The 20,286-nt window shown below is 50.0% G+C and carries 19 protein-coding genes; all 19 read left to right on the top strand.

Annotated elements, in window-relative coordinates:
• The first annotated feature begins 79 nt into the window (after window positions 1–79).
• Window positions 80–1,258 carry a stalk domain-containing protein gene (locus EDM58_RS15425; RefSeq protein WP_122914130.1) on the top strand — a complete coding sequence of 393 codons (1,179 nt, stop codon included), beginning with the start codon at window positions 80–82 and terminating at the stop codon, window positions 1,256–1,258.
• A 55-nt stretch (window positions 1,259–1,313) separates the two neighbouring features.
• Complete coding sequence (locus tag EDM58_RS25760) at window positions 1,314–1,469, top strand: hypothetical protein (protein ID WP_023557085.1); 156 nt, start codon at window positions 1,314–1,316, stop codon at window positions 1,467–1,469.
• A 119-nt stretch (window positions 1,470–1,588) separates the two neighbouring features.
• Complete coding sequence (gene yfmF / locus EDM58_RS15420) at window positions 1,589–2,884, top strand: EF-P 5-aminopentanol modification-associated protein YfmF (protein WP_122914129.1); 1,296 nt, start codon at window positions 1,589–1,591, stop codon at window positions 2,882–2,884.
• A 1-nt stretch (window position 2,885) separates the two neighbouring features.
• The gene (yfmH, locus tag EDM58_RS15415) at window positions 2,886–4,178 is read left to right on the top strand and encodes an EF-P 5-aminopentanol modification-associated protein YfmH (RefSeq protein ID WP_122914128.1); all 1,293 of its coding nucleotides are present in this window, start codon (window positions 2,886–2,888) and stop codon (window positions 4,176–4,178) included.
• 9 nt (window positions 4,179–4,187) lie between these two features.
• Entirely contained in the window at window positions 4,188–4,922 is a 735-nt protein-coding gene (ymfI, locus tag EDM58_RS15410; protein WP_122914127.1) for an elongation factor P 5-aminopentanone reductase, read from the top strand.
• A gap of 100 nt (window positions 4,923–5,022) precedes the next feature.
• On the top strand, window positions 5,023–5,292 hold the full coding sequence (locus tag EDM58_RS15405; RefSeq protein ID WP_122914126.1) for a DUF3243 domain-containing protein: 270 nt from the start codon (window positions 5,023–5,025) through the stop codon (window positions 5,290–5,292).
• A gap of 107 nt (window positions 5,293–5,399) precedes the next feature.
• Window positions 5,400–6,179: a YmfK family protein gene (locus EDM58_RS15400; protein WP_023557080.1), complete on the top strand. Its 780-nt coding sequence runs from the start codon at window positions 5,400–5,402 to the stop codon at window positions 6,177–6,179.
• A 12-nt stretch (window positions 6,180–6,191) separates the two neighbouring features.
• Complete coding sequence (locus EDM58_RS15395; RefSeq protein ID WP_122914125.1) at window positions 6,192–7,073, top strand: helix-turn-helix domain-containing protein; 882 nt, start codon at window positions 6,192–6,194, stop codon at window positions 7,071–7,073.
• 114 nt (window positions 7,074–7,187) lie between these two features.
• On the top strand, window positions 7,188–8,534 hold the full coding sequence (gene rimO, locus EDM58_RS15390) for a 30S ribosomal protein S12 methylthiotransferase RimO (protein WP_122914124.1): 1,347 nt from the start codon (window positions 7,188–7,190) through the stop codon (window positions 8,532–8,534).
• A complete protein-coding gene (gene pgsA / locus EDM58_RS15385; protein WP_122914123.1) occupies window positions 8,535–9,110 on the top strand; it encodes a CDP-diacylglycerol--glycerol-3-phosphate 3-phosphatidyltransferase in 576 nt (191 codons plus the stop codon).
• 108 nt (window positions 9,111–9,218) lie between these two features.
• Window positions 9,219–10,460 carry a competence/damage-inducible protein A gene (locus EDM58_RS15380; protein ID WP_122914122.1) on the top strand — a complete coding sequence of 414 codons (1,242 nt, stop codon included), beginning with the start codon at window positions 9,219–9,221 and terminating at the stop codon, window positions 10,458–10,460.
• 7 nt (window positions 10,461–10,467) lie between these two features.
• The gene (locus tag EDM58_RS15375) at window positions 10,468–12,057 is read left to right on the top strand and encodes a DEAD/DEAH box helicase (protein WP_122914121.1); all 1,590 of its coding nucleotides are present in this window, start codon (window positions 10,468–10,470) and stop codon (window positions 12,055–12,057) included.
• Between the two features lie 164 nt (window positions 12,058–12,221).
• On the top strand, window positions 12,222–13,280 hold the full coding sequence (recA, locus tag EDM58_RS15370) for a recombinase RecA (RefSeq protein ID WP_122914120.1): 1,059 nt from the start codon (window positions 12,222–12,224) through the stop codon (window positions 13,278–13,280).
• A gap of 73 nt (window positions 13,281–13,353) precedes the next feature.
• Window positions 13,354–14,001, top strand: a complete 648-nt coding sequence (locus EDM58_RS15365; RefSeq protein WP_122914119.1) for a RecX family transcriptional regulator — start codon at window positions 13,354–13,356, stop codon at window positions 13,999–14,001.
• Window positions 14,002–14,284: 283 nt separating this feature from the next.
• The gene (gene rny / locus EDM58_RS15360) at window positions 14,285–15,829 is read left to right on the top strand and encodes a ribonuclease Y (RefSeq protein WP_122914214.1); all 1,545 of its coding nucleotides are present in this window, start codon (window positions 14,285–14,287) and stop codon (window positions 15,827–15,829) included.
• Between the two features lie 96 nt (window positions 15,830–15,925).
• Entirely contained in the window at window positions 15,926–16,720 is a 795-nt protein-coding gene (locus EDM58_RS15355; RefSeq protein ID WP_122914118.1) for a TIGR00282 family metallophosphoesterase, read from the top strand.
• Window positions 16,721–16,837: 117 nt separating this feature from the next.
• Window positions 16,838–17,098 carry a stage V sporulation protein SpoVS gene (gene spoVS, locus EDM58_RS15350; protein WP_003385776.1) on the top strand — a complete coding sequence of 87 codons (261 nt, stop codon included), beginning with the start codon at window positions 16,838–16,840 and terminating at the stop codon, window positions 17,096–17,098.
• Between the two features lie 546 nt (window positions 17,099–17,644).
• Complete coding sequence (locus EDM58_RS15345; protein WP_122914117.1) at window positions 17,645–19,423, top strand: 2-oxoacid:acceptor oxidoreductase subunit alpha; 1,779 nt, start codon at window positions 17,645–17,647, stop codon at window positions 19,421–19,423.
• Window positions 19,395–20,261 (top strand): 2-oxoacid:ferredoxin oxidoreductase subunit beta, encoded by an 867-nt coding sequence (locus EDM58_RS15340; RefSeq protein ID WP_122914116.1) that lies wholly within the window; start codon window positions 19,395–19,397, stop codon window positions 20,259–20,261. Before EDM58_RS15345 ends, EDM58_RS15340 begins: the two co-directional genes overlap by 29 nt.
• The last annotated feature ends 25 nt before the right edge of the window (window positions 20,262–20,286 follow it).

The following is a 20,286-nucleotide window of genomic DNA, read 5'->3' as shown; positions in this document are numbered from 1 at the left end:
TTAACATTTTTTACGCCTAGAACCCGGCTCCATCCCTGTGTGATAATGGCTTCTAATACATTGCACAGGGAGGGATTAGATGAATCGCTGTATACATACAGACAGCATCCGTCTATGGTCGGGAATTCTAGGCGTTTTCGTCTTGCTTGCCGGTCTTTGGGTGCAGAGCGCGGATGCAAGGGAGAAGCCAGGACCGGAGATTTCGCTGATCATCGACGGTATTGGAATGGAGACAGATGTACAGCCTTTGCAAAAAAATGGCCGCATGCTGGTTCCGGTTCGGGCCATTGCGGAAAAAACAGGGGCCAAGGTTGGTTATGACGCGCAAAAACGCCAAGTCGAAATCAGCAATGAGCATAAAAAAATCGTTGTCCCGATCGATCGGTCTTCCGCTTATGTAAACGGAAAACAAGTCTGGCTGGATGTTCCTGCTACCATCGTGAACCGAAGGACCCTAATCCCGGTTCGCTTCGTAAGTGAAGCACTGGGTTATGATGTAAAATGGGATGACGATTCACGTATCGCGGTGATTTGGACAACAAAAGCCAAAGCTACTCGAGCGGACCGTGTTCAACAAGCCGCAAACCCTTACGTGGTCCAGGCAGGAGACAGCCTCTATCAGATTGCCAAGCGCTATCAGGTCAGCATGGAAACGGTAAAGAAAAACAATCATTTGTACTCCGATGAATTGCTGGCAGGACAAATTCTCTACCTCACCGATCAGGCCCAAAAAGCAGAGTTTAACCCAACGGGCTTCTTAGGAGATCAGAAATTGCTGCGGGACCATTTCGTTTTTCCCTTTGCTGCGCAAAGCATCTATACCCCTTTCGTCAGAAGCTTTGGCTCTGACCGGGAGTGGACGGAAAGCGGCAATGGAAGCGTACGCTCTCACGAAGGAATCGACATCATGGCACCGAGTGGAACTCCCGTCTATGCGGTATCCTCCGGCACGATTAACCGGATTGGATGGAATACATATGGCGGCTGGCGCATCAACATTACAGATGCAGGCGGGGCGTACAAGATGTATTACGCCCATCTTCACGCATATGCTCCGGGGTTGAAAGAGGGAAGTCATGTCAAAGCCGGGCAATTGATCGGTTTCGTCGGGGCGACTGGCTATGGCCAACCGGGGACGACAGGCGTGTTTTCTCCTCATCTGCATTTTGGGCTCTATCTTGCCCGGAACAACGAGGCGATCGATCCTTACCCGTATCTTCGTTTCTGGGAACGGCATAAAGTCAACGTCCTTTCATAAAAATGGGACAAACTAAGAAGAGCATGTTCTTTTACGAAAGAAAGGAGGGCTCTTCATGTGGACATGTCCTTATTGTGGCGGAAATCACGGTCTCCCTTTTCACGATGATCATTTGGACGGAATGCTTTGTCTGGAATCTGATTGCGGCCGTTTTGTTGAGGAGAAAATGCTTCCTGATGAAGTGCGCGAGTGGGATTATACAGATTTTTAAAGCCGGAGAGGAGCGAATCTGCTCCTCTTTTACATTTTCATACAAGTTTTGGTTACTCGGCTGCCTGTCAATTGGTTACAATAGAGGGGAGTGATCTGACGCAGAAGGGAGAATCATGTATGGGGACCCAAGTACACGAGATCGCATTTACAAGCTCCCACATCAATGGGATGAACGTACATATTTTACAAACCGAAAAATTCAAGACAACGACGATCGTAACCATGATTGAGCAGGAATTGTCAGTAGAAACCGTGACCAAAACCGCACTGTTGGCTATGGTGATGAAAAGAGCTACTGCCCGGTTCAAGGAGACCAAACGCCTGCGGGAATACCTGGACTTCCTGTATGGAGCCATATTCGATGTAGATGTTACGAAAAAAGGAGAACGTCAGATCCTGCAAATCTACATGGAAGTGCCCAATGAAAAATACTTGGCTCAAGCTTCTACGTTATTGGAGGAAGCGATTCAGTTCGTCGGTGACATGCTGACTAGGCCGTGCGTGGAAAACGGAGCATTCTTGCCCAAGTATGTAACGCAAGAAAAGGAAACCCTGCGCAAGCGCATCGAGAGTCTGATCGACGACAAGATGAAGTACGCCAACCAGCGAGTGACGGAAGAGATGTGCAAGGATGAGCCGTTCGCTTTGCTCGTTCAGGGAAGAGCTGAGGATTTGCCCGGAATTACAGGGGAAGATTTGTATCGTCATTTTCAGGAGATCACAACCAGCAATCCGATCAATCTTTTTGTAGTAGGCGATGTAGATGAACAGCAGGTAAAAAAGGCAATCGAGACGCATATTCCGCTGCAGCGCAACGCTGTCAAGGAGCTGAAGGCTACAAGCCCGGTCAAGAACGTCGAGCAGGAGCGCACCGTCGTAGACCGGCTGGATGTGAGTCAGGCCAAGCTGAACATTGGCTGCCGAACCAACATAGCCTACAAGGATGATGACTATCCGGCCCTTTTGGTGTACAACGGCATTCTTGGCGGCTTTCCCCACTCCAAGCTGTTCGTTAACGTGCGGGAGAAAGCAAGCCTTGCGTACTATGCCGTCTCCCGGCTGGAGAGCCACAAAGGCATCATGATGATCATGTCCGGAATCGAAGCGAAAAAATACGACCAGGCAGTAGAGATTATCAAGGCGCAGATGGATTTGATGCGGCAAGGAAAAATCACCGAAGAAGAACTCAGCCAGACGCGCGCGACATTGACCAACCAGTTCCGCGAGCTGTTGGACAGTGCCCGGATGATGATCGAATATACCTACAACGGCGTCGTGAGTGGACGCCAGCGCCCGCTGAATGAGCTGCTGCAAGCGTTTGAAACCGTGACAATCGATGAGATCAAGCGAGTAGCCGATAAAGTACAAATAGATATGATCTACCTTTTACGCGATAAGAAAGGGGAGGCGTAAGGTGCAAACAACCGTTTTTGAGCAAGTAAAAGAAACCGTCTACCATGAAACCTTGGCGAATGGTCTGAAAGTGTTCCTCGTCCCCAAGCAGGGATTTAGCAAAACATATGCTGTCTTCACAACTCGCTATGGCTCGATCGACAGTCATTTTCGCACCAGGAGCGGGGAAGAAATCAATGTACCCGACGGGATCGCTCATTTCCTGGAGCACAAGATGTTTGAGAAAAAAGATCGCGACGTCATGCACGAATTCAGCAAAAACGGCGCTTCCTGCAATGCATTTACGAGCTTTAACCGCACGGCGTACCTTTTTTCCTGCACGGATAAGCTGGATCAAAACCTGAATTTGCTGCTCGACTACGTGCAAGAGCCGTATTTTACAGATGCCAGTGTGGAGAAGGAAAAAGGGATCATTGGTCAGGAAATCACGATGTATGACGACAATCCTGACTGGAAAGTGTATATGAACCTGCTGAAGGCCATGTACCAGAAATACCCGATCAATATCGAGATCGCCGGAACAATCGAGACGATTTCGCACATCACCAAGGAATATTTATACCAATGCTATGAGACGTTTTATCATCCCGCCAACATGCTTTTGCTGGTGGTCGGCTCTTTTGATCCCGAAGCAGTGATGAAGCTGATCCAAAAGAATCAGGGAGGGAAGGATTTCCCGCCTGCACCGCAGATCACGCGGATTTTTCCCGAAGAACCGCCTGCACCAGCCCAACATCGCGTGGAGGCAAATCTGGCGGTTGGACTGCCCAAGTGCATGATCGGGATCAAGGAAAAAGAAAACGGCCTGACCGCAGAAGCGTTGCTCAAGCGCGATTTGACGACCAAATTGCTGTTGGACATCGTCTTTGGCAGCAGCTCATCTGCGTATGAGAAGCTGTATGACAGCGGGTTGATCACCGAGAACTTTGACTTCGACTATAGCTGCGAACAGGATTATGCCTACTCGATTTTTGGCGGGGATACGCCCGATCCGGATCAATTGGTTGAGACCATTAAAACGATCATCGAAGAATGGAAGCAAAAAGGGATCGATCAGGATGATTTCGAGCGGGCGAAGCGCAAAAAGATCGGCAACTTTATGCGTGGTCTCAATTCCGTAGAATTCATCGCCAATCAGTTCACCCAATTCAAGTTTAACGGAAATGATCTTTTTTCCGTTGTACCCGTATTGGAATCCATTACAAGAGAAGACGTGGAAAAACGCATGAGGGAGCATTTTCAGCTCGATCAAATGGCTGTCTCCATTGTTCGTTCCGCCGCGCAGCAGGAGTAGGGAAAATTCATGAATCCACAGAGTCCTTGGGCATTGGTTACAGGGGCGTCAGGAACGATCGGGCTGGCTATTGGCGAAGCGCTGGCCCGGGTTGGCGTTCCCTTGTACCTGCATTACAATCGATCCGGGGAAAAAATCATTCCGCTTTTGCGACGCTGCCAGGAACTCGGTGTGCCCGCCGTATCCTTGCAAGCTGATTTGCGCTACCCGGAGCAGATTTCGCACATGTTCCAGCAGATGCAGGTGCCTCCTTTGCTGATTGTCAACAATGCTTCTGCCGATCATGTCGGACTGTTTACGGATGTCACCATTCCCCAGTTCGATGAGATGATGGCGCTCAATGTCCGTTCCAGCTTCCTCGTGACACAGCTTGCCTTGCCGGCGATGCTTCGCGAACGATACGGACGGATCGTGAATATCACCTCGGTTTGGGGCCTCACGGGAGGATCCTGTGAAGTGCTGTATTCCCTGACAAAGGGAGCGCTCAACACCTTCACGAAAGCACTGGCGAAGGAAATGGCTCCGAATGGGATTACGGTCAATGCCGTCGCTCCAGGCGCCATACAGGGAGGCATGATGGAACGCTTTTCCCCCGATGAGGTCGAAGCAATCGCGGAGGAGATTCCGGCGAATCGCCTCGGCCAACCGGAAGAGGTTGCTTCCGTCGTGCGCTTTCTTCTCTCGAGAGAAGCCAGCTATGTAACCGGTCAGATTATCAGTCCCAACGGCGGATGGTATACCTGAGTGCTTGCCCCAAGCCAATGAATAGTTCGTCCACAAAAAAGGAATTCTACCTTTGTGTGGGTTTGCGTGCCCACAACATACAAAGGGAGGGAATGTCCACATGTCGATTCTGGAAAATTTTCGTGACTGGAAAGAGTTTCTCGGCGATCGAGTAGAGCAGGCGAAGCAAGCGGGCATGGAAAGTGAAACCCTGCAGAACGTGGCGTACCAAATCGGCGGCTACCTGGCTGAACAAGTAGATCCGAAGAACGATCAAGAGCGCCTGTTGAAACAGCTCTGGGACGCAGGAGACAAGGAGCAGCAGCAAGCACTTGCTTCTTTGATGGTCAAGCTGGTTCAAAACCCTGAAAACATCAACCGTGGCAACTGACGATAAAATCCCCGACTTTTGGGGATTTTTCTTTTCGCGATTGTCGAATGTTTGGAAAATGTTATACTAACATATGAAGGCAATTTTGGTGTCGGAGAGGATAAGGTATGGAAGCAAAAAAAGAGTGGTACATGGAATACGAGATCTCGCGAAACCGTCCTGGTTTGTTGGGGGACGTAGCTTCTATTTTAGGGATGCTGAATATTAATATTGTGACAATTAACGGTGTGGACACCATGCGCCGCGGAATGCTCTTGTTGACGGATGATGACGAAAAAATTGAGGTATTGCGCAATGTTGTACAGAAAATGGACAACATAACCATAACAAGGCTTCGACCTCCGACCATGCTGGATCGGTTGGCGGTTCGTCATGGCCGATATATAGAAAGAGACAGTGAGGACAAGAAAACATTTCGTTTTGTGCGCGAGGAACTGGGGCTTCTGGTTGATTTCATGTCCGAGATCCTGAAAAAGGAAGGGCATCAATTAATTGGGATCCGCGGCATGCCTCGTGTCGGAAAAACGGAATCCATGATTGCAGCCAGTGTTTCAGCAAACAAGCGCTGGACGTTTATTTCCTCTACACTTTTGCGTCAAACCGTAAGAAGCTCACTCGCCATTGATGAGATGTCCACTGATCATGTATATTTAATAGATGGGATTGTTTCCACCCTTCGTTCGACAGAAAAACACTATTCTTTGTTGCGAGAGATCATGAATTTCCCTGCCGCGAAGATTATTGAGCATCCGGATATTTTCGCAAGAGAGTCAGAGTACGAAATGTCTGATTTTCATTACATCATTGAGTTGCGTCATCATCCGGATGAGGAGATTACATACGAATTGATCAACAATCGCGGCTTCGAACATTTTGACATGAATTAAGGAGGGTAAGCTGTGTCTGAGCTAGGTCAAGTACTTCAAAGGGCCCGCGAGGAAAAAGGAATATCACTCGACGATATCCAGCGAATCACCAAGATACAAAAGCGCTACTTGGAAGCGATCGAGAGAGGCCACTTTCACGTACTTCCTGGTCACTTTTACGCGCGCGCTTTTATTAAAAGCTATGCTGAAGCAGTTGGACTTGACGCGAATCATCTTATGGAGCATTTCCAATCGGATTTGCCAGCGCAGCCACCGACTGAACAGGTGGAGCGTTTGCGCAGACGCCGGGTAGCTACCGCGAGCAACCCGATGCAGGCAAGCCGATGGATTACCAAGACGCTCTTGGTTTTGTTTGTGGCATTAATCTTTGGCGTTTCGTATTACGCACTCGTCAACAACGAAGGTGGAGTAAGCTTGCCCATCCCCGGTGAAAAAGTGAATCCGGGAGCGGAATTCTATCCGCCGGGGCAAGGAGGGAATTCCCCAATCGCTCATATGCCTACCCCCCCTGCCAATACGCCAACCCCTGATCCTGCAACCGAGACACCTCCTGCCGTGGAAACTCCGACCGTTCAGGTAACCTTCGAATCACAGCAAGGCTCCCTGTACAACTATGCGTTGCAGGGCGGTGACAAAATTTCCGTGAAACTGAAAGTGACGGATGACAGAAGCTGGTACGGTGTGTCAGAAGCGAAAGGAAAGAAATATGCAGCTTCCGGTGAATTGAAGACCGGGGAAGAAAAGACGATTGAACTGGGCAAAAGTGCTTATGTGCGCCTTGGTAAACCAATGAAGGTAGAATTGACAGTAAATGGAGTAGCTGTGGATACATCCCAAATGAAATCGATGCCGTCGGACATTGTCATTGCAGTGAAAGAGGCGGCTGCACAATAGGCAAGCACATGCTTGCCTTTCTTGGCTTTTGTCCTTTTTGACACTTCCTTTGAGCTTATATTATACTGAGTAGGTGCAATTTAAGGGCTGGTATGACCAATTGGAGGAAAACAAATGGGAGAAAAGCTAGGGTCGCGAGAAAAAGTGGCAATTGTAACATTGGGCTGTGAGAAGAATCTCGTCGATTCGGATATGATGGCCCATCTGATAGATGAGAAAGGCTATGAACTGGTCGATAATCCCGATGAGGCGACCGTAGTCATCGTCAATACCTGTGGCTTCATCGATGCAGCCAAGGAAGAGTCGGTCAACAAGATTCTCGACATGGCGGAATTGAAAGAAGCTGGAAAGCTAAAATCACTTGTGGTGGCAGGCTGTCTCACCCAACGCTACAAAGAGGATATCCTAAGCGAGATTCCTGAGGTGGATGGCATTGTCGGAACAGGTGATTTTATGTCCATCACGGGGATCATCGAAGAGTCCTTGGAAGGAAAGCAGCCCATTTACGTAGGCAATCCGATTTTCACGTATGAAGATGTCGTGAAGCGCAAGGTAAAAGAGGGAACGTATTCCGCTTATATCAAGATTGCGGAAGGCTGCGACAACGCTTGTACATTTTGCAGCATTCCGTTGATGCGCGGAGGATTCCGCAGCCGCTCGATCGAATCCATCCTGGAAGAGGCGCGTCACTTGGCTGAGCAGGGAATCGTCGAGATCAGCCTGATTGCGCAGGATTCGACAAATTACGGAACGGACATTTACGACGGCAAACACATGCTGCCGGAGTTGCTGCACCGCCTGGCGGAAGTCGAGGGGATCGAGTGGATTCGACTCCATTACGCGTATCCGGGATTTTTCACGGATGAGCTGATTGCGGAATTTGCCAGCAATCCGAAGGTGTGCAAATACGTGGATATGCCGCTGCAGCACTCGGAGGACCACATCCTCAAGAGAATGCGCCGTCCGGGACGCCAGACGGATATTCGCGAGTTGGTGGCAAGAATTCGGGCGCAAGTGCCTGACGTGGCGCTGCGTACATCCTTGATTGTCGGTTTCCCTGGAGAGACAGATGAGGACTTTGAGCGCTTGTGCCAATTTGTCAAGGATATTCGGTTTGATCGATTGGGTGTTTTCACGTACTCCAATGAGGATGACACTCCAGCTTCCCGACTCCCCGATCATGTGGATGAGGAGCTCAAGGAAAAGCGTGCGAACATCCTGATGGAAATTCAGCGGGAGATTGCAAGCGAACGAAACGGCCGTTTCGTCGGTCAGGTTCTGGATGTTCTGATCGAACGGTACGAGGGACGCAATGATATTTATGTGGGCCGTGCCCAATACGATGCTCCAGAAATCGACGGAGAGGTATTTGTCTCTGGTTTCAAAGGCGAACTTGGCTCTATGGTCAAGGTGAAGATCACGCACTCCTATGAATATGATTTGGCCGGGGAGGTAGTATAGGTGAATCTCGCCAACCGCATCACCCTCTTCAGGATCTTTCTTGTTCCGGTAGTAATGTTTTTTCTGCTGGTGCGTTACAACATCGGTACTTTTACCATCGGTAGCCTGACGATGACGTATAATGAGCTGATTGCGGCTTTGGTGTTCATCTTGGCGGCCAGTACAGACGGACTTGACGGATATATCGCCCGAAAGAACAAAATGGTAACGAACCTGGGGAAGTTTTTGGACCCGCTGGCAGATAAGCTGCTCATTTCGGCGGCATTGATTTCCCTCGTGGAAATGCAAAGGATGGAAGCGTGGATTGCAATCATCATCATCAGCCGGGAGTTTGCCGTGACGGGTCTGCGGCTGATTGCGGCTGCCGATGGAAAGGTGATTGCTGCCAGCGCCTTGGGCAAGCTAAAGACGTGGGTGCAAATCGTCGCGGTAACGGTCGTGATGATTCGCAACTTTCCTTTTGCGTTTTTTGGCATTCCGTTTGACCAGGTCGCCATTTGGGCCATGGTCATTATCACCCTGTACTCCGGGTACGACTACTTTGCGAAGAATCGCAACGTGATCCAATACTCGTAATGCGAGTATTGGTCTCTTTTTTCAATGAGAGGCTTTTCGCGGAAGAGCGTCGGTGGTAGACTGTCTTTTTAGATGCATTTCTACTCATAAAGAGAATGGATGAGGGACATGAGAGCAGAGATCATTGCGGTTGGAACTGAACTCTTGCTAGGGCAAATTGCCAATACAAATGCACAGTACCTTTCTCAAAAGCTGGCGGAAATCGGCATCGGGGTTTATTTTCATACGGTTGTAGGGGATAACACGGAGCGATTGCTTCAGACGATCCGGCAAGCGGCCAGCCGATCCGACCTGATTATCTTTACAGGCGGCCTTGGTCCGACTCAGGACGACCTGACAAAGGAAACAGTCGCCACTCACATCGGTGTGGGCCTGGAAACGAATCAGCCTGCGATGGCAAACATCGAAGCCTTTTTTACACAGCGCAACATGGTAATGACGGAAAACAACCGGAAGCAGGCACTGGTTATCGAGGGCAGCCATGTGTTTGCGAATGATTTTGGAATGGCTCCTGGTATGGGAATTTCTCACGCTGGCAGCACGTATGTACTGTTGCCAGGTCCGCCCAGCGAGCTGTACCCAATGGTGGAGAGGTATGTGATGCCGTACCTGACCCAACTGCTGCCTGACAAGCAGGTGTTTCATTCGCGTGTGCTGCGTTTTTACGGAATCGGGGAATCCGCGCTTGAAGCCCAGCTCATCGATCTGATCGAGAAACAGGAAAACCCGACGATCGCACCTTATGCCAAAGAGTTTGAAGTGACACTGCGAATTACTGCTCGGGCTGCGACAGTCGACGAGGCAGAAGAGCTGATTTTGCCAGTAGAGCAGGAGATACGCGGCAGATTGGGGCAATATATCTATGCGACCGGAGAATCATCCCTTCACGAGGTATGGGTGGAGGAATTGAAGCGCAGGCAAGAGACTGTCGCTTGCGCCGAAAGCTGCACGGGTGGTTCGCTGGCCTCGTTGATCACCATGGTGCCCGGCAGTTCTGCCGTGTACAATGGTGGTATCGTCTGCTACACCAACGAGGTGAAACATCGCTTTTTGGATGTACCAGAAGAAGTACTGCAGACAGATGGTGCTGTCAGTGAGAAGACAGCGCTGATTTTGGCGGAAAATGTAAGAGAGAAGTTTGGTACTACTTACGGCCTGTCGGTAACCGGAGTTGCCGGCCCCGATCCGTCAGAAGGCAAACCGGTCGGATTGGTCTATATCGGGATTGCGGCTGAAGGGCTGCCTACAGTGGTGAAGGAGCTGCGGCTGGCTGGAAAAAGACATGCCATTGTAAAGCGTGCCGCAAAATATGCGCTGTTCTATGCGCTGCAAATGCAAAAAGAAAGGTGACGTATTCATGACGATGTTTTCTGATTTTCCTTTACATAAATCCATTCTTCAAGCCATTCACGACATGGGCTTCGAGGAACCATCGCCAATCCAGGCGGCTTGTATCCCAAAAGTGCTGGAGGGCGGCGATCTGATCGGTCAAGCCCAGACGGGTACTGGGAAGACAGCGGCCTTCGGTATTCCGCTTTTGGAGAAAGTCACTCCGGCAAACCGTGTGCAGGCGATCATCCTCACACCGACTCGTGAGTTGGCGATTCAGGTTGCGGGCGAACTCTTGCGCATCGGGAAGTACAATAAAGTGCGCACATTGCCGATCTATGGCGGACAATCGATTGGCCATCAAATCCGCGCCCTGCGCCAGGGTGTTCAGATCGTAGTCGGTACGCCTGGACGTGTGCTCGACCATCTTCGCCGCAAAACGTTGAAATTGGAAGGCGTACATACACTCATCCTGGATGAGGCGGATGAAATGCTTGACATGGGCTTCGTCGATGATATCGAGACAATCATCAATCACATGCCGGAGGAGCGTCAAACCCTGCTCTTCTCCGCAACTATGCCGCCAGAGATCAAGCGGCTGGCTACACGCTACATGAAATCGCCTGAGACAATCGCTGTCAGCCGTGAAGAAGTAACGGCTCCCCTGATCGAACAGGTGTATTACAAAGTATTCGAGCGCAACAAGCTGGAGAGCTTGTGCCGAATTCTCGACAGTGAAGACGTCGAGCTCGGGATTATCTTCTGCCGCACCAAGCGCGGTGTAGATGAACTGACAGAGATGCTGCAATCCCGTGGCTATCTGGCTGATGGCTTGCATGGAGACCTGTCGCAGGCTCAACGCGACAAAGTAATGAATGCCTTCCGTGAAAGCTCGATCGAATTCCTCATCGCGACAGACGTGGCGGCCCGGGGCATCGACGTGGGCAACGTCTCCCACGTCATCAACTACGATATTCCGCAAGACTCGGAGAGCTATGTCCACCGCATCGGACGTACAGGACGAGCTGGCCGCAAAGGTATCGCCATGACACTGGTAACCCCTCGCGAAGTCAGACAGATGATGTTCATCCAGAAGCAGACCAAGGCGCAGGTACTGTCCCGCAACGTGCCGTCCCTTGAGGAAGTGGCGGAACGCAAGCAGGAGCAATTGCGCGAACAGTTGATCAGCCTGCTGGAAGGCGATGCGATCGCTGAGATGTATCAAAAAGTGACCAACTCCCTTTTGGACCAGTACCCTGCGGAAAAAATCGCTGCAGCGGCGCTTCATCTCTCCTTCCATAGCGAAGTAGGCGAGACGAAAGAGCCGGAAGCGTACAATTTCGGGGAGACTGGTGCCGCCAAGGGCATGGTTCGCTTCTTCCTGAACGTAGGCCGCAATGCCAACCTGAAGCCGCAGGATCTCGTGCGCGAGATTTCCGAATCCGTCGGCATTCCTGGCAAAGCAGTAGGTCGAATTGACATTTTCGAGAATTTTACGTTCGTCGAGGTTCCCGAGGATGTCGCCGCCTTCGTCTACGAGTCGCTGCGCCAGACGCGGATCAACGGCAAGCGCATTAATCTGGAGCCTGCTAAACCGCGCGGAGCCAAACGCTCCTAATAACCCCTGTTTGCAGACAGCCATCCTCCAAGAACCGTATTGCGAGGATGGTTGTTTTTATATGCGAATATTTGTTCGCAAAAAATACTTGGCAAACCCTTCTGTCTCGATGTATGATGAAGACAAGAACAATTGAAGCGAAAAGTTGAAAGGGTGTGTATCATTTGTCAGATCGTCGCGCAGCTTTGGAGAGTGCCTTGCGTCAGATAGAAAAGCAGTTCGGAAAAGGTTCCATTATGAAACTCGGGGAAGTAGCCAATGTACAGGTATCTACTGTATCCAGTGGGGCACTTGCTCTAGACATCGCTCTCGGCGTGGGCGGTTTCCCACGCGGCCGTATCGTTGAAGTATACGGCCCGGAATCCTCCGGTAAGACTACCGTCGCCTTGCATGCGATTGCAGAAGTGCAAAGACAGGGCGGACAAGCAGCCTTTATTGATGCCGAGCACGCCTTGGATCCGGTCTATGCGGCCAAACTCGGAGTAAACATTGACGAATTGCTGCTTTCCCAGCCTGACACAGGAGAACAAGCGCTGGAGATCGCGGAAGCGCTGGTGCGCTCCGGTGCGGTTGATATCATCGTCGTTGACTCGGTCGCTGCCTTGGTACCGAAAGCAGAGATCGAGGGTGAAATGGGAGATTCCCACGTGGGTCTGCAGGCTCGCTTGATGTCGCAGGCGTTGCGCAAGCTCTCCGGTGCGATCAACAAGTCCAAAACCATCGCCATCTTCATTAACCAATTGCGTGAAAAAGTTGGCGTCATGTTCGGTAATCCGGAGACGACACCAGGCGGACGCGCCCTGAAATTCTATGCCAGTGTTCGTCTTGATGTCCGGAAAGCGGAATCCATCAAGGTGGGCAACGACATCCTGGGTAGCAAGACCAAAATCAAGGTTGTCAAAAATAAAGTAGCTCCGCCGTTTAAAGTAGCGGAAGTGGACATCATGTATGGCGAGGGGATCTCCCGGGAAGGAAGCATTCTCGATATCGGTGCGGAGATTGATGTGGTGCAGAAGAGCGGCGCCTGGTATTCGTTTAACGAAGAGCGCTTGGGGCAAGGCCGCGAGAACTCCAAGATCTTCTTGAAAGAGAACCCGCATATCGCATCCCAGATTGAAGCCAAAGTGCGCGAGTACTACAGCCTCAATCCCAACTCGATTCCAGCCTCGGAGCCGGTTATTGATCCAGAGCAGGATGAGGAACCAACTTTCGATCTTGACTAATGATGATAGAGGAACAAGCAGCCTGTCGGGGTAAGACAGGCTGTTTTGCTTACATCAGTAGGGGAGGAAAAGGATGAATAACGGGACCATTACCGGTGTCCATCAGGATCAGAAACAGAAGCAGCGCTATCATATCTATGTCGATGATTCGTTTGCCTTTTCCGTGCACGAGGATATTCTGGTCAAATACAATCTGTTTAAAGGAACGCAAGTCGACGAGGCGTTTTTCCGCGAGATTGTACTCGCGGAGGAGAAGCACAAGGCGTATCTCGCTGCACTGCGTTATCTGGGGATTCGGCCGCGTACAAGCAGCCAGCTTCAAGCCTACCTCCTTGAAAAGGGGTTTTCAGCCCCGATTGCCGAAGAAGTATGCCAACGGTGCAAGGAACAGCGCTACCTGGACGATCAGGCGTTTGCCCGCCAGTGGGTTGACGAGCGGCTGCGCGTCAAGCCGAGAAGTTCGTATATGCTTCGGATGGAATTGCAGCAGCGCGGTGTGGAAAAGACGTTCATCGAAGAGGCTGTAAGTGCAGTCACGAGAGAAGACGAATTGACGGCAGCGCGCGCGCTGGTCGAAAAAAAGCTGCGTCGTCTGACAGGAAAGCCGAATCCTGACGAAGAGCGAAAGCTCCTGTCCATGCTGGTGCGCAAAGGCTTTTCTCATTCGATTGTCCAGCAGATCAGAGGCGAAATCCGTCAGCGTAAGGATCATGCGGAGTGACTGCATTTGCATGTTCTTGACAATTCTTGTTCACAAAGAATAAAATAGGTGTGTATTTACTAGATGTATCATACCATTTACGCTGATTTGCTCACTCGTTGCCTGTGGAACAACTGAAAACCCGTGCAATGATTGTGCGGCTTCAGCGGACCGAGTCACATCGGTCTTGTTTTTTAGTCGAATGTTCGAAGCCGAGCGGAATCGACAAGCGGCACTCCATGAAAAACGAATGCTTGGAAAGCGGGGAGATGTCTTACAATAAGGAGGTGAAATGAAAGAGCCTATGGAACCAACAACCATAACCGTAGTCATTGCGCTACTTACCTTGCTGATCGGCTTGGCTGTCGGCTACTTCGTCCGCAAGTCGATTGCGGAAGCGAAGATCGGCAGTGCTGAAGAAGCAGCCCGTCAAATCGTCGAAGAGGCGAAGCGGGATGCAGAAGCCGTGAAAAAGGAAAAGGTGCTGGAAGCCAAGGATGAGGTGTTTAAACTTCGTTCCGAAGCTGAAAACGAATTGCGCGAACGCCGCAATGAAATCCAGCGTCAAGAACGCCGCATCCTGCAGAAGGAAGAGGCGTTGGACCGCAAGATGGAACAACTGGAGCGCAAGGAAGAAGAATTGTCCGAGCGTGACCGTGCCATTGCGGAGTTGCAAAGCAAGGTAGAGCAATTATATAAAGATCAAGTATCCGAGCTGGAGCGAATTTCCGGGCTGACGCAGGATGAGGCGAAGAACATTATCCTGACCGAAGTGGAAAACACCGTTCGCCATGAGATGGCCGTCATGATCAAAGAGATCGAGACGCAAGCAAAAGAAGAGGCAGACAAACGCGCCCGTGAAATCATCACTACCTCCATTCAGCGTTGTGCAGCGGACCACGTAGCAGAGACAACGGTATCTGTTGTTACGCTGCCTAACGATGAGATGAAGGGACGGATCATTGGACGCGAGGGTAGAAATATCCGCGCGCTGGAAACTTTGACAGGAATTGACCTGATCATTGACGATACGCCAGAAGCTGTTATTCTTTCCGGATTTGATCCGATTCGCAGAGAAATTGCCAAGACGGCTTTGGACAAGCTGGTCGCGGATGGACGAATTCACCCGGCCCGCATTGAAGAAATGGTGGAAAAAGCTCGTCGCGAAGTGGACGAACGGATTCGTGAATACGGGGAACAAGCGACCTTTGAAACTGGAGTTCATGGCTTGCATCCTGATCTCATCAAGATCCTTGGACGTTTGCGCTACCGCACAAGCTATGGTCAAAACGTACTGAAGCACTCGATGGAAGTGGCTCACCTCGCAGGCCTGATGGCTGCTGAGTTGAAGGAAGATGTCAAACTGGCCAAACGGGCTGGTCTTCTCCACGATATTGGTAAAGCGATTGACCATGAAGTCGAAGGCTCTCACGTCGAAATCGGCGTAGAGCTGGCGAAGAAGTACAACGAGCACCACGTGGTGGTAAACAGTATCGCATCCCACCATGGGGATACAGAACCAACTTCTGTCATTGCCATGCTCGTTGCAGCAGCAGATGCATTGTCGGCTGCACGTCCGGGTGCCCGCCGGGAGACCCTGGAGACATACATTCGACGCTTGGAAAAGCTCGAAGAAATCTCCGAGTCGTTCGAGGGCGTGGAGAAATCTTATGCGATTCAGGCAGGCCGCGAAATTCGCGTCATCGTACAGCCTGACAAGATTGACGATGCCGAAGCAACGCGCCTCGCACGCGACATCACCAAACGAATTGAAAATGAACTTGACTACCCGGGACACATCAAAGTAACAGTGATCCGTGAAACGCGGTCGGTCGAGTATGCAAAATAAAGTGGCTCAAAAAGCCGCTTTATTTTTTTCTTTTGGCGCAGTGCGATTTTCTAATCGCAGGAGAAGTAGTGTATACTAGCAACGAGGTGAGAACGAATGAAGTTGTTATTTATTGGGGACATCATGGGTTCGCCGGGGAGAGAGATCGTGAAGACTTATCTTCCCATGCTAAAGCGAAAATACCAACCGACTTTTATAGTTGCTAATGGAGAAAACTCTGCTCATGGACGGGGCATTACCGAGAAGATCACCAAGGAGCTCTTCGATAGTGGAGTTCATGCGATTACGCTGGGGAACCACGCTTGGGATCAAAGGGACATCTACGACTTTATCGACAGCGAGCCGCGTTTGATCCGACCAGCCAATTTTCCGCAGGGTGCACCAGGCAGCGGAATTACATATGTCAAGCAATCGGAAGGCGAGCTTGCCGTTATTAATTTGCAAGGACGCACGTTTTTGCCGCCTTTGGACTGTCCGTTTCAAATGGCAGACAAACTGGTTGAACAAGCCCGCAAGCGGACCAAGCTGATCTTCGTCGATTTTCATGCGGAAGCGACATCGGAAAAGCAAGCCATGGCCTGGTATCTGGATGGGAGGGTCAGCGCAGTGGTCGGTACGCATACGCATGTGCAGACAGCCGACGAGCGCGTGTTGCCGCAAGGAACCGGATTTTTATGTGATGTAGGAATGTGCGGACCGAGCAATGGAATTTTGGGGATGGAGCGAGAAGCGGTGATCCGCAAGTTTTTGACGCAGCTTCCCGAGCGCTTTGAAGTAGCGCCAGATCCAGCCCAACTCAATGCTGTCGTCATTACTCTCGATAAAACGACAGGACACGCGAAAAAACTGGAACGGATCCGAATTGACTCTGACCATCTATTTATGGAATAATAAAGAAGAGAATTGAATTTTTTGAATCTTTCTTTGGGAATAGCAGGAATTTTTAGGGGTTATGCGAATATCATTCTAATGATGACAGGATTCCGATCAGACGGGAGGTTCAAAAGGATGGAAGTATTAAAAGTTTCAGCAAAGTCTAACCCCAATTCCGTTGCTGGTGCCCTTGCTGGAGTGCTTCGCGAACGCGGGGCGGCTGAGATCCAGGCCATTGGTGCTGGGGCGCTAAACCAAGCTGTGAAAGCCGTAGCAATCGCACGAGGGTTCGTAGCGCCGAGTGGAGTTGACCTCATTTGTATTCCAGCCTTTACCGACATCGTGATTGATGGAGAGGAACGCACTGCAATCAAACTAATCGTTGAACCCAGATAATCATACAACAAGCCGATTGGCCTGCCTGTTTGTTCGTAGAATGAACAGGTTTTTTCATTTGTCCAGAAATCCTTCTGAAAAAAGACAGACGTTCTTGTCATGGGCAAGCTGATCATACCGCAACAAAGCCCCTTTACATATGCTAAAGGGGGGAGAGCAATGATGAGCGGAAGCCCTCAGACGCTGTGCAAGTAGGGTATGAAAGCCATGCAAAGAGGCCATTCTGATGATAGAAGAGCGTGGTTTTTCCTCTATCATGCAGCAAGAAATCATAGCGACTTGCTGAAGAAAAGAATGGAATGCAAAATGTACGAGGAAATGAGTTGCGTGTTTTCCGAAACGTGCTACAATGATACATGAGGATATTAATGAACCAAAGTTCAAAATTCGATTCAGGTCAAAAGTAAGTAGAGTAAAAGCACTTGCAATTTTACATGGACAGGACTACAATTGGTACTGTCAATGCACAATATTGTCACATCTTATCGAAATAAATGGATAGGATAAGCTGCTTTTTCTCACAGTCACTGAAAGGGTGGAATCTGAATGATTAGTCAACTTTCTTGGAAAGTTGGAGGACAACAAGGGGAGGGTATCGAGAGTACTGGTGAGATCTTCTCGATGGCGATGAACCGGATGGGTTACCATCTGTATAGCTACCGCCACTTCTCTTCCCGAATCAAAGGTGGACACACAAACAACAAAATCCGTGTGAGTACAACACCAATGCGCGCAATCTCTGACGACCTCGATATTCTGGTTGCATTTGACCAAGAAACTATCGATTTTAACGCGCATGAACTTCGTGAAGGCGGTATCATTATCGCTGATGCGAAATTTAACCCCAAACTGCCGGACGGTTTGAAAGAAGTACGTTTCTTGACTGTTCCTCTTACCGAAATCGCAGATGAGCTTGGCACATCTCTTATGAAAAACATGGTTTCGATCGGTGCTTCCAGTGCGATTCTGGGAATTCCGGTTGAAAGCTTCCGTCCTATTGTCGAAGATATGTTCCTCCGCAAAGGTGAAAAAGTCGTTGAAAAGAACATGGACGCCATTCGCCGCGGATTTGAATTCGTTACAGAATTGACAGGCGGCCAATTGCCTGAATTCCAATTGGAAAAAGCCAACCCTCAAAAACAGCTGTTCCTGATCGGGAACGATGCGATCGCACTTGGTGCAGTAGCAGCAGGTTGCCGTTTCATGCCTGCATACCCGATTACGCCTGCTTCTGAGGTAATGGAATATCTGATCAAAAAGCTGCCTAAATTCGGCGGTACAGTAATCCAAACGGAAGACGAGATCGCTGCGGTTACCATGGCAATTGGTGCAAACTTTGCTGGTGCTCGCGCGCTGACTGCATCTGCAGGTCCTGGTCTTTCCCTGATGATGGAAGCGATCGGTCTGGCCGGTATTACAGAAACGCCAGTCGTCATTGTAGATACGCAACGCGGCGGTCCTTCCACAGGTATGCCGACCAAAATCGAGCAATCCGACGTGAATGCCATGATCTACGGTACACACGGTGACGTTCCGAAAGTTGTCATCGCGCCAAGTACAGTAGAAGAGTGCTTCTATGATACCGTGGAAGCGTTCAACATCGCGGAAGAATATCAGCTCCCAGTTATTCTGATGACAGACCTGACTCTGTCCTTGGGCAAACAAACAGTAACTCCTTTCGACTACAACCAAGTGGAAATCCGCCGCGGAAAACTGCTGGCTGGACAAGAGTTGCCTGAGAAGGAGCAAAATGACCTCTTCAAACGTTATGAAGTAACAGAAGATGGCGTTTCTCCTCGTGTCATCCCAGGACAAAAATACGGTCTGCACCACGTAACAGGTGTTGAGCATGACCAAACAGGTCGTCCTTCTGAAAACGCTGCAAACCGTGTGCAACAAATGGATAAACGTATGCGCAAGCTGCAAGGCGTGCTGAAAACGTTCAAAAAACCGGTTGTTGCGGATGCACCTCACGCAGATGCTGACGTATTGATCGTGGGTATCAACTCTACAATCGGTACGATCCAAGAGGCGAAAGTTCGTCTTGAAAACGATGGCCTGAAAGTAAACCATGCACAAATTCGTTTGCTCCACCCATTCCCTGCTGATGAAATGAAAGCACTGATGGAGAAAGCAAAACAAGTAGTTGTGGTTGAGCATAACATTCAAGGTCAAGTTACCAACCTGCTGAAACAAAACGTAGGTGGCGCGGACAAGATCAAATCCGTTCTGAAATACGACGGTAACCCATTCTTGCCGAAAGAAATCTATGCTGAAGTGAAGGAGCTGACTAAACATGGCAACTATGAAAGAGTTTCGAAATAATGTAAAGCCGAACTGGTGCCCAGGTTGTGGCGACTTCTCCATTCAAGCTGCGATTCAACGTGCTGCTGCGAACGTAGGTCTGGAACCTGAAAACCTGGCTGTCATCTCTGGTATCGGTTGCTCCGGCCGTATCTCCGGCTACATCAACTGCTACGGTCTCCATGGAATCCACGGTCGTTCCCTGCCAATCGCACAAGGTGTGAAAATGGCAAACCGTGAACTGACTGTTATCGCTGCAGGCGGTGACGGTGATGGTTTTGCGATCGGTATGGGCCACACTGTCCATGCGATCCGCCGCAACATGAACATCACCTACATCGTGATGGACAACCAAATCTACGGTCTGACAAAAGGTCAAACATCTCCTCGTTCTGCAACTGGATTTGTGACCAAGTCTACACCTGCTGGTTCTATCGAATCTTCCATCTCTCCAGTTGAGCTGGCGCTGTCTGTAGGAGCAACTTTTGTTGCGCAATCCTTCTCCAGCGACCTGAAAGGTTTGACTGAACTGATTGAAAAAGGGATCCAACACGAAGGCTTCTCCCTGATCAACGTATTCAGCCCTTGTGTAACCTACAACAAGGTAAACACATACGACTGGTTCAAGGAGAACATCGTTCCTGTAGATACAATCGAAGGCTACGATCCGCATGACCGCGTCAAAGCGATGGCTGCTTCGATGCAACACAAAGGCCTGATTACAGGTCTGATCTATCAAAATACAGAGCAAAAAGCTTATGAAGCACTGGTTCATGGCTTCAAAGAACAAGGTTTGGCTAATCAAGACATTCGCCTGTCTGAAGAAGACTTTGCGAAACTGGTTGCCGAATTCGCGTAAGGTTTGGACGGTAAGAAGGGGCGGT

Origin of the sequence: Brevibacillus panacihumi, from assembly GCF_003710985.1 — a bacterium.
Lineage (GTDB): Bacteria > Bacillota > Bacilli > Brevibacillales > Brevibacillaceae > Brevibacillus > Brevibacillus panacihumi.
Note: the sequence above shows the minus strand (reverse complement) of the source record. Positions and strands in the feature narration are given on the sequence as shown.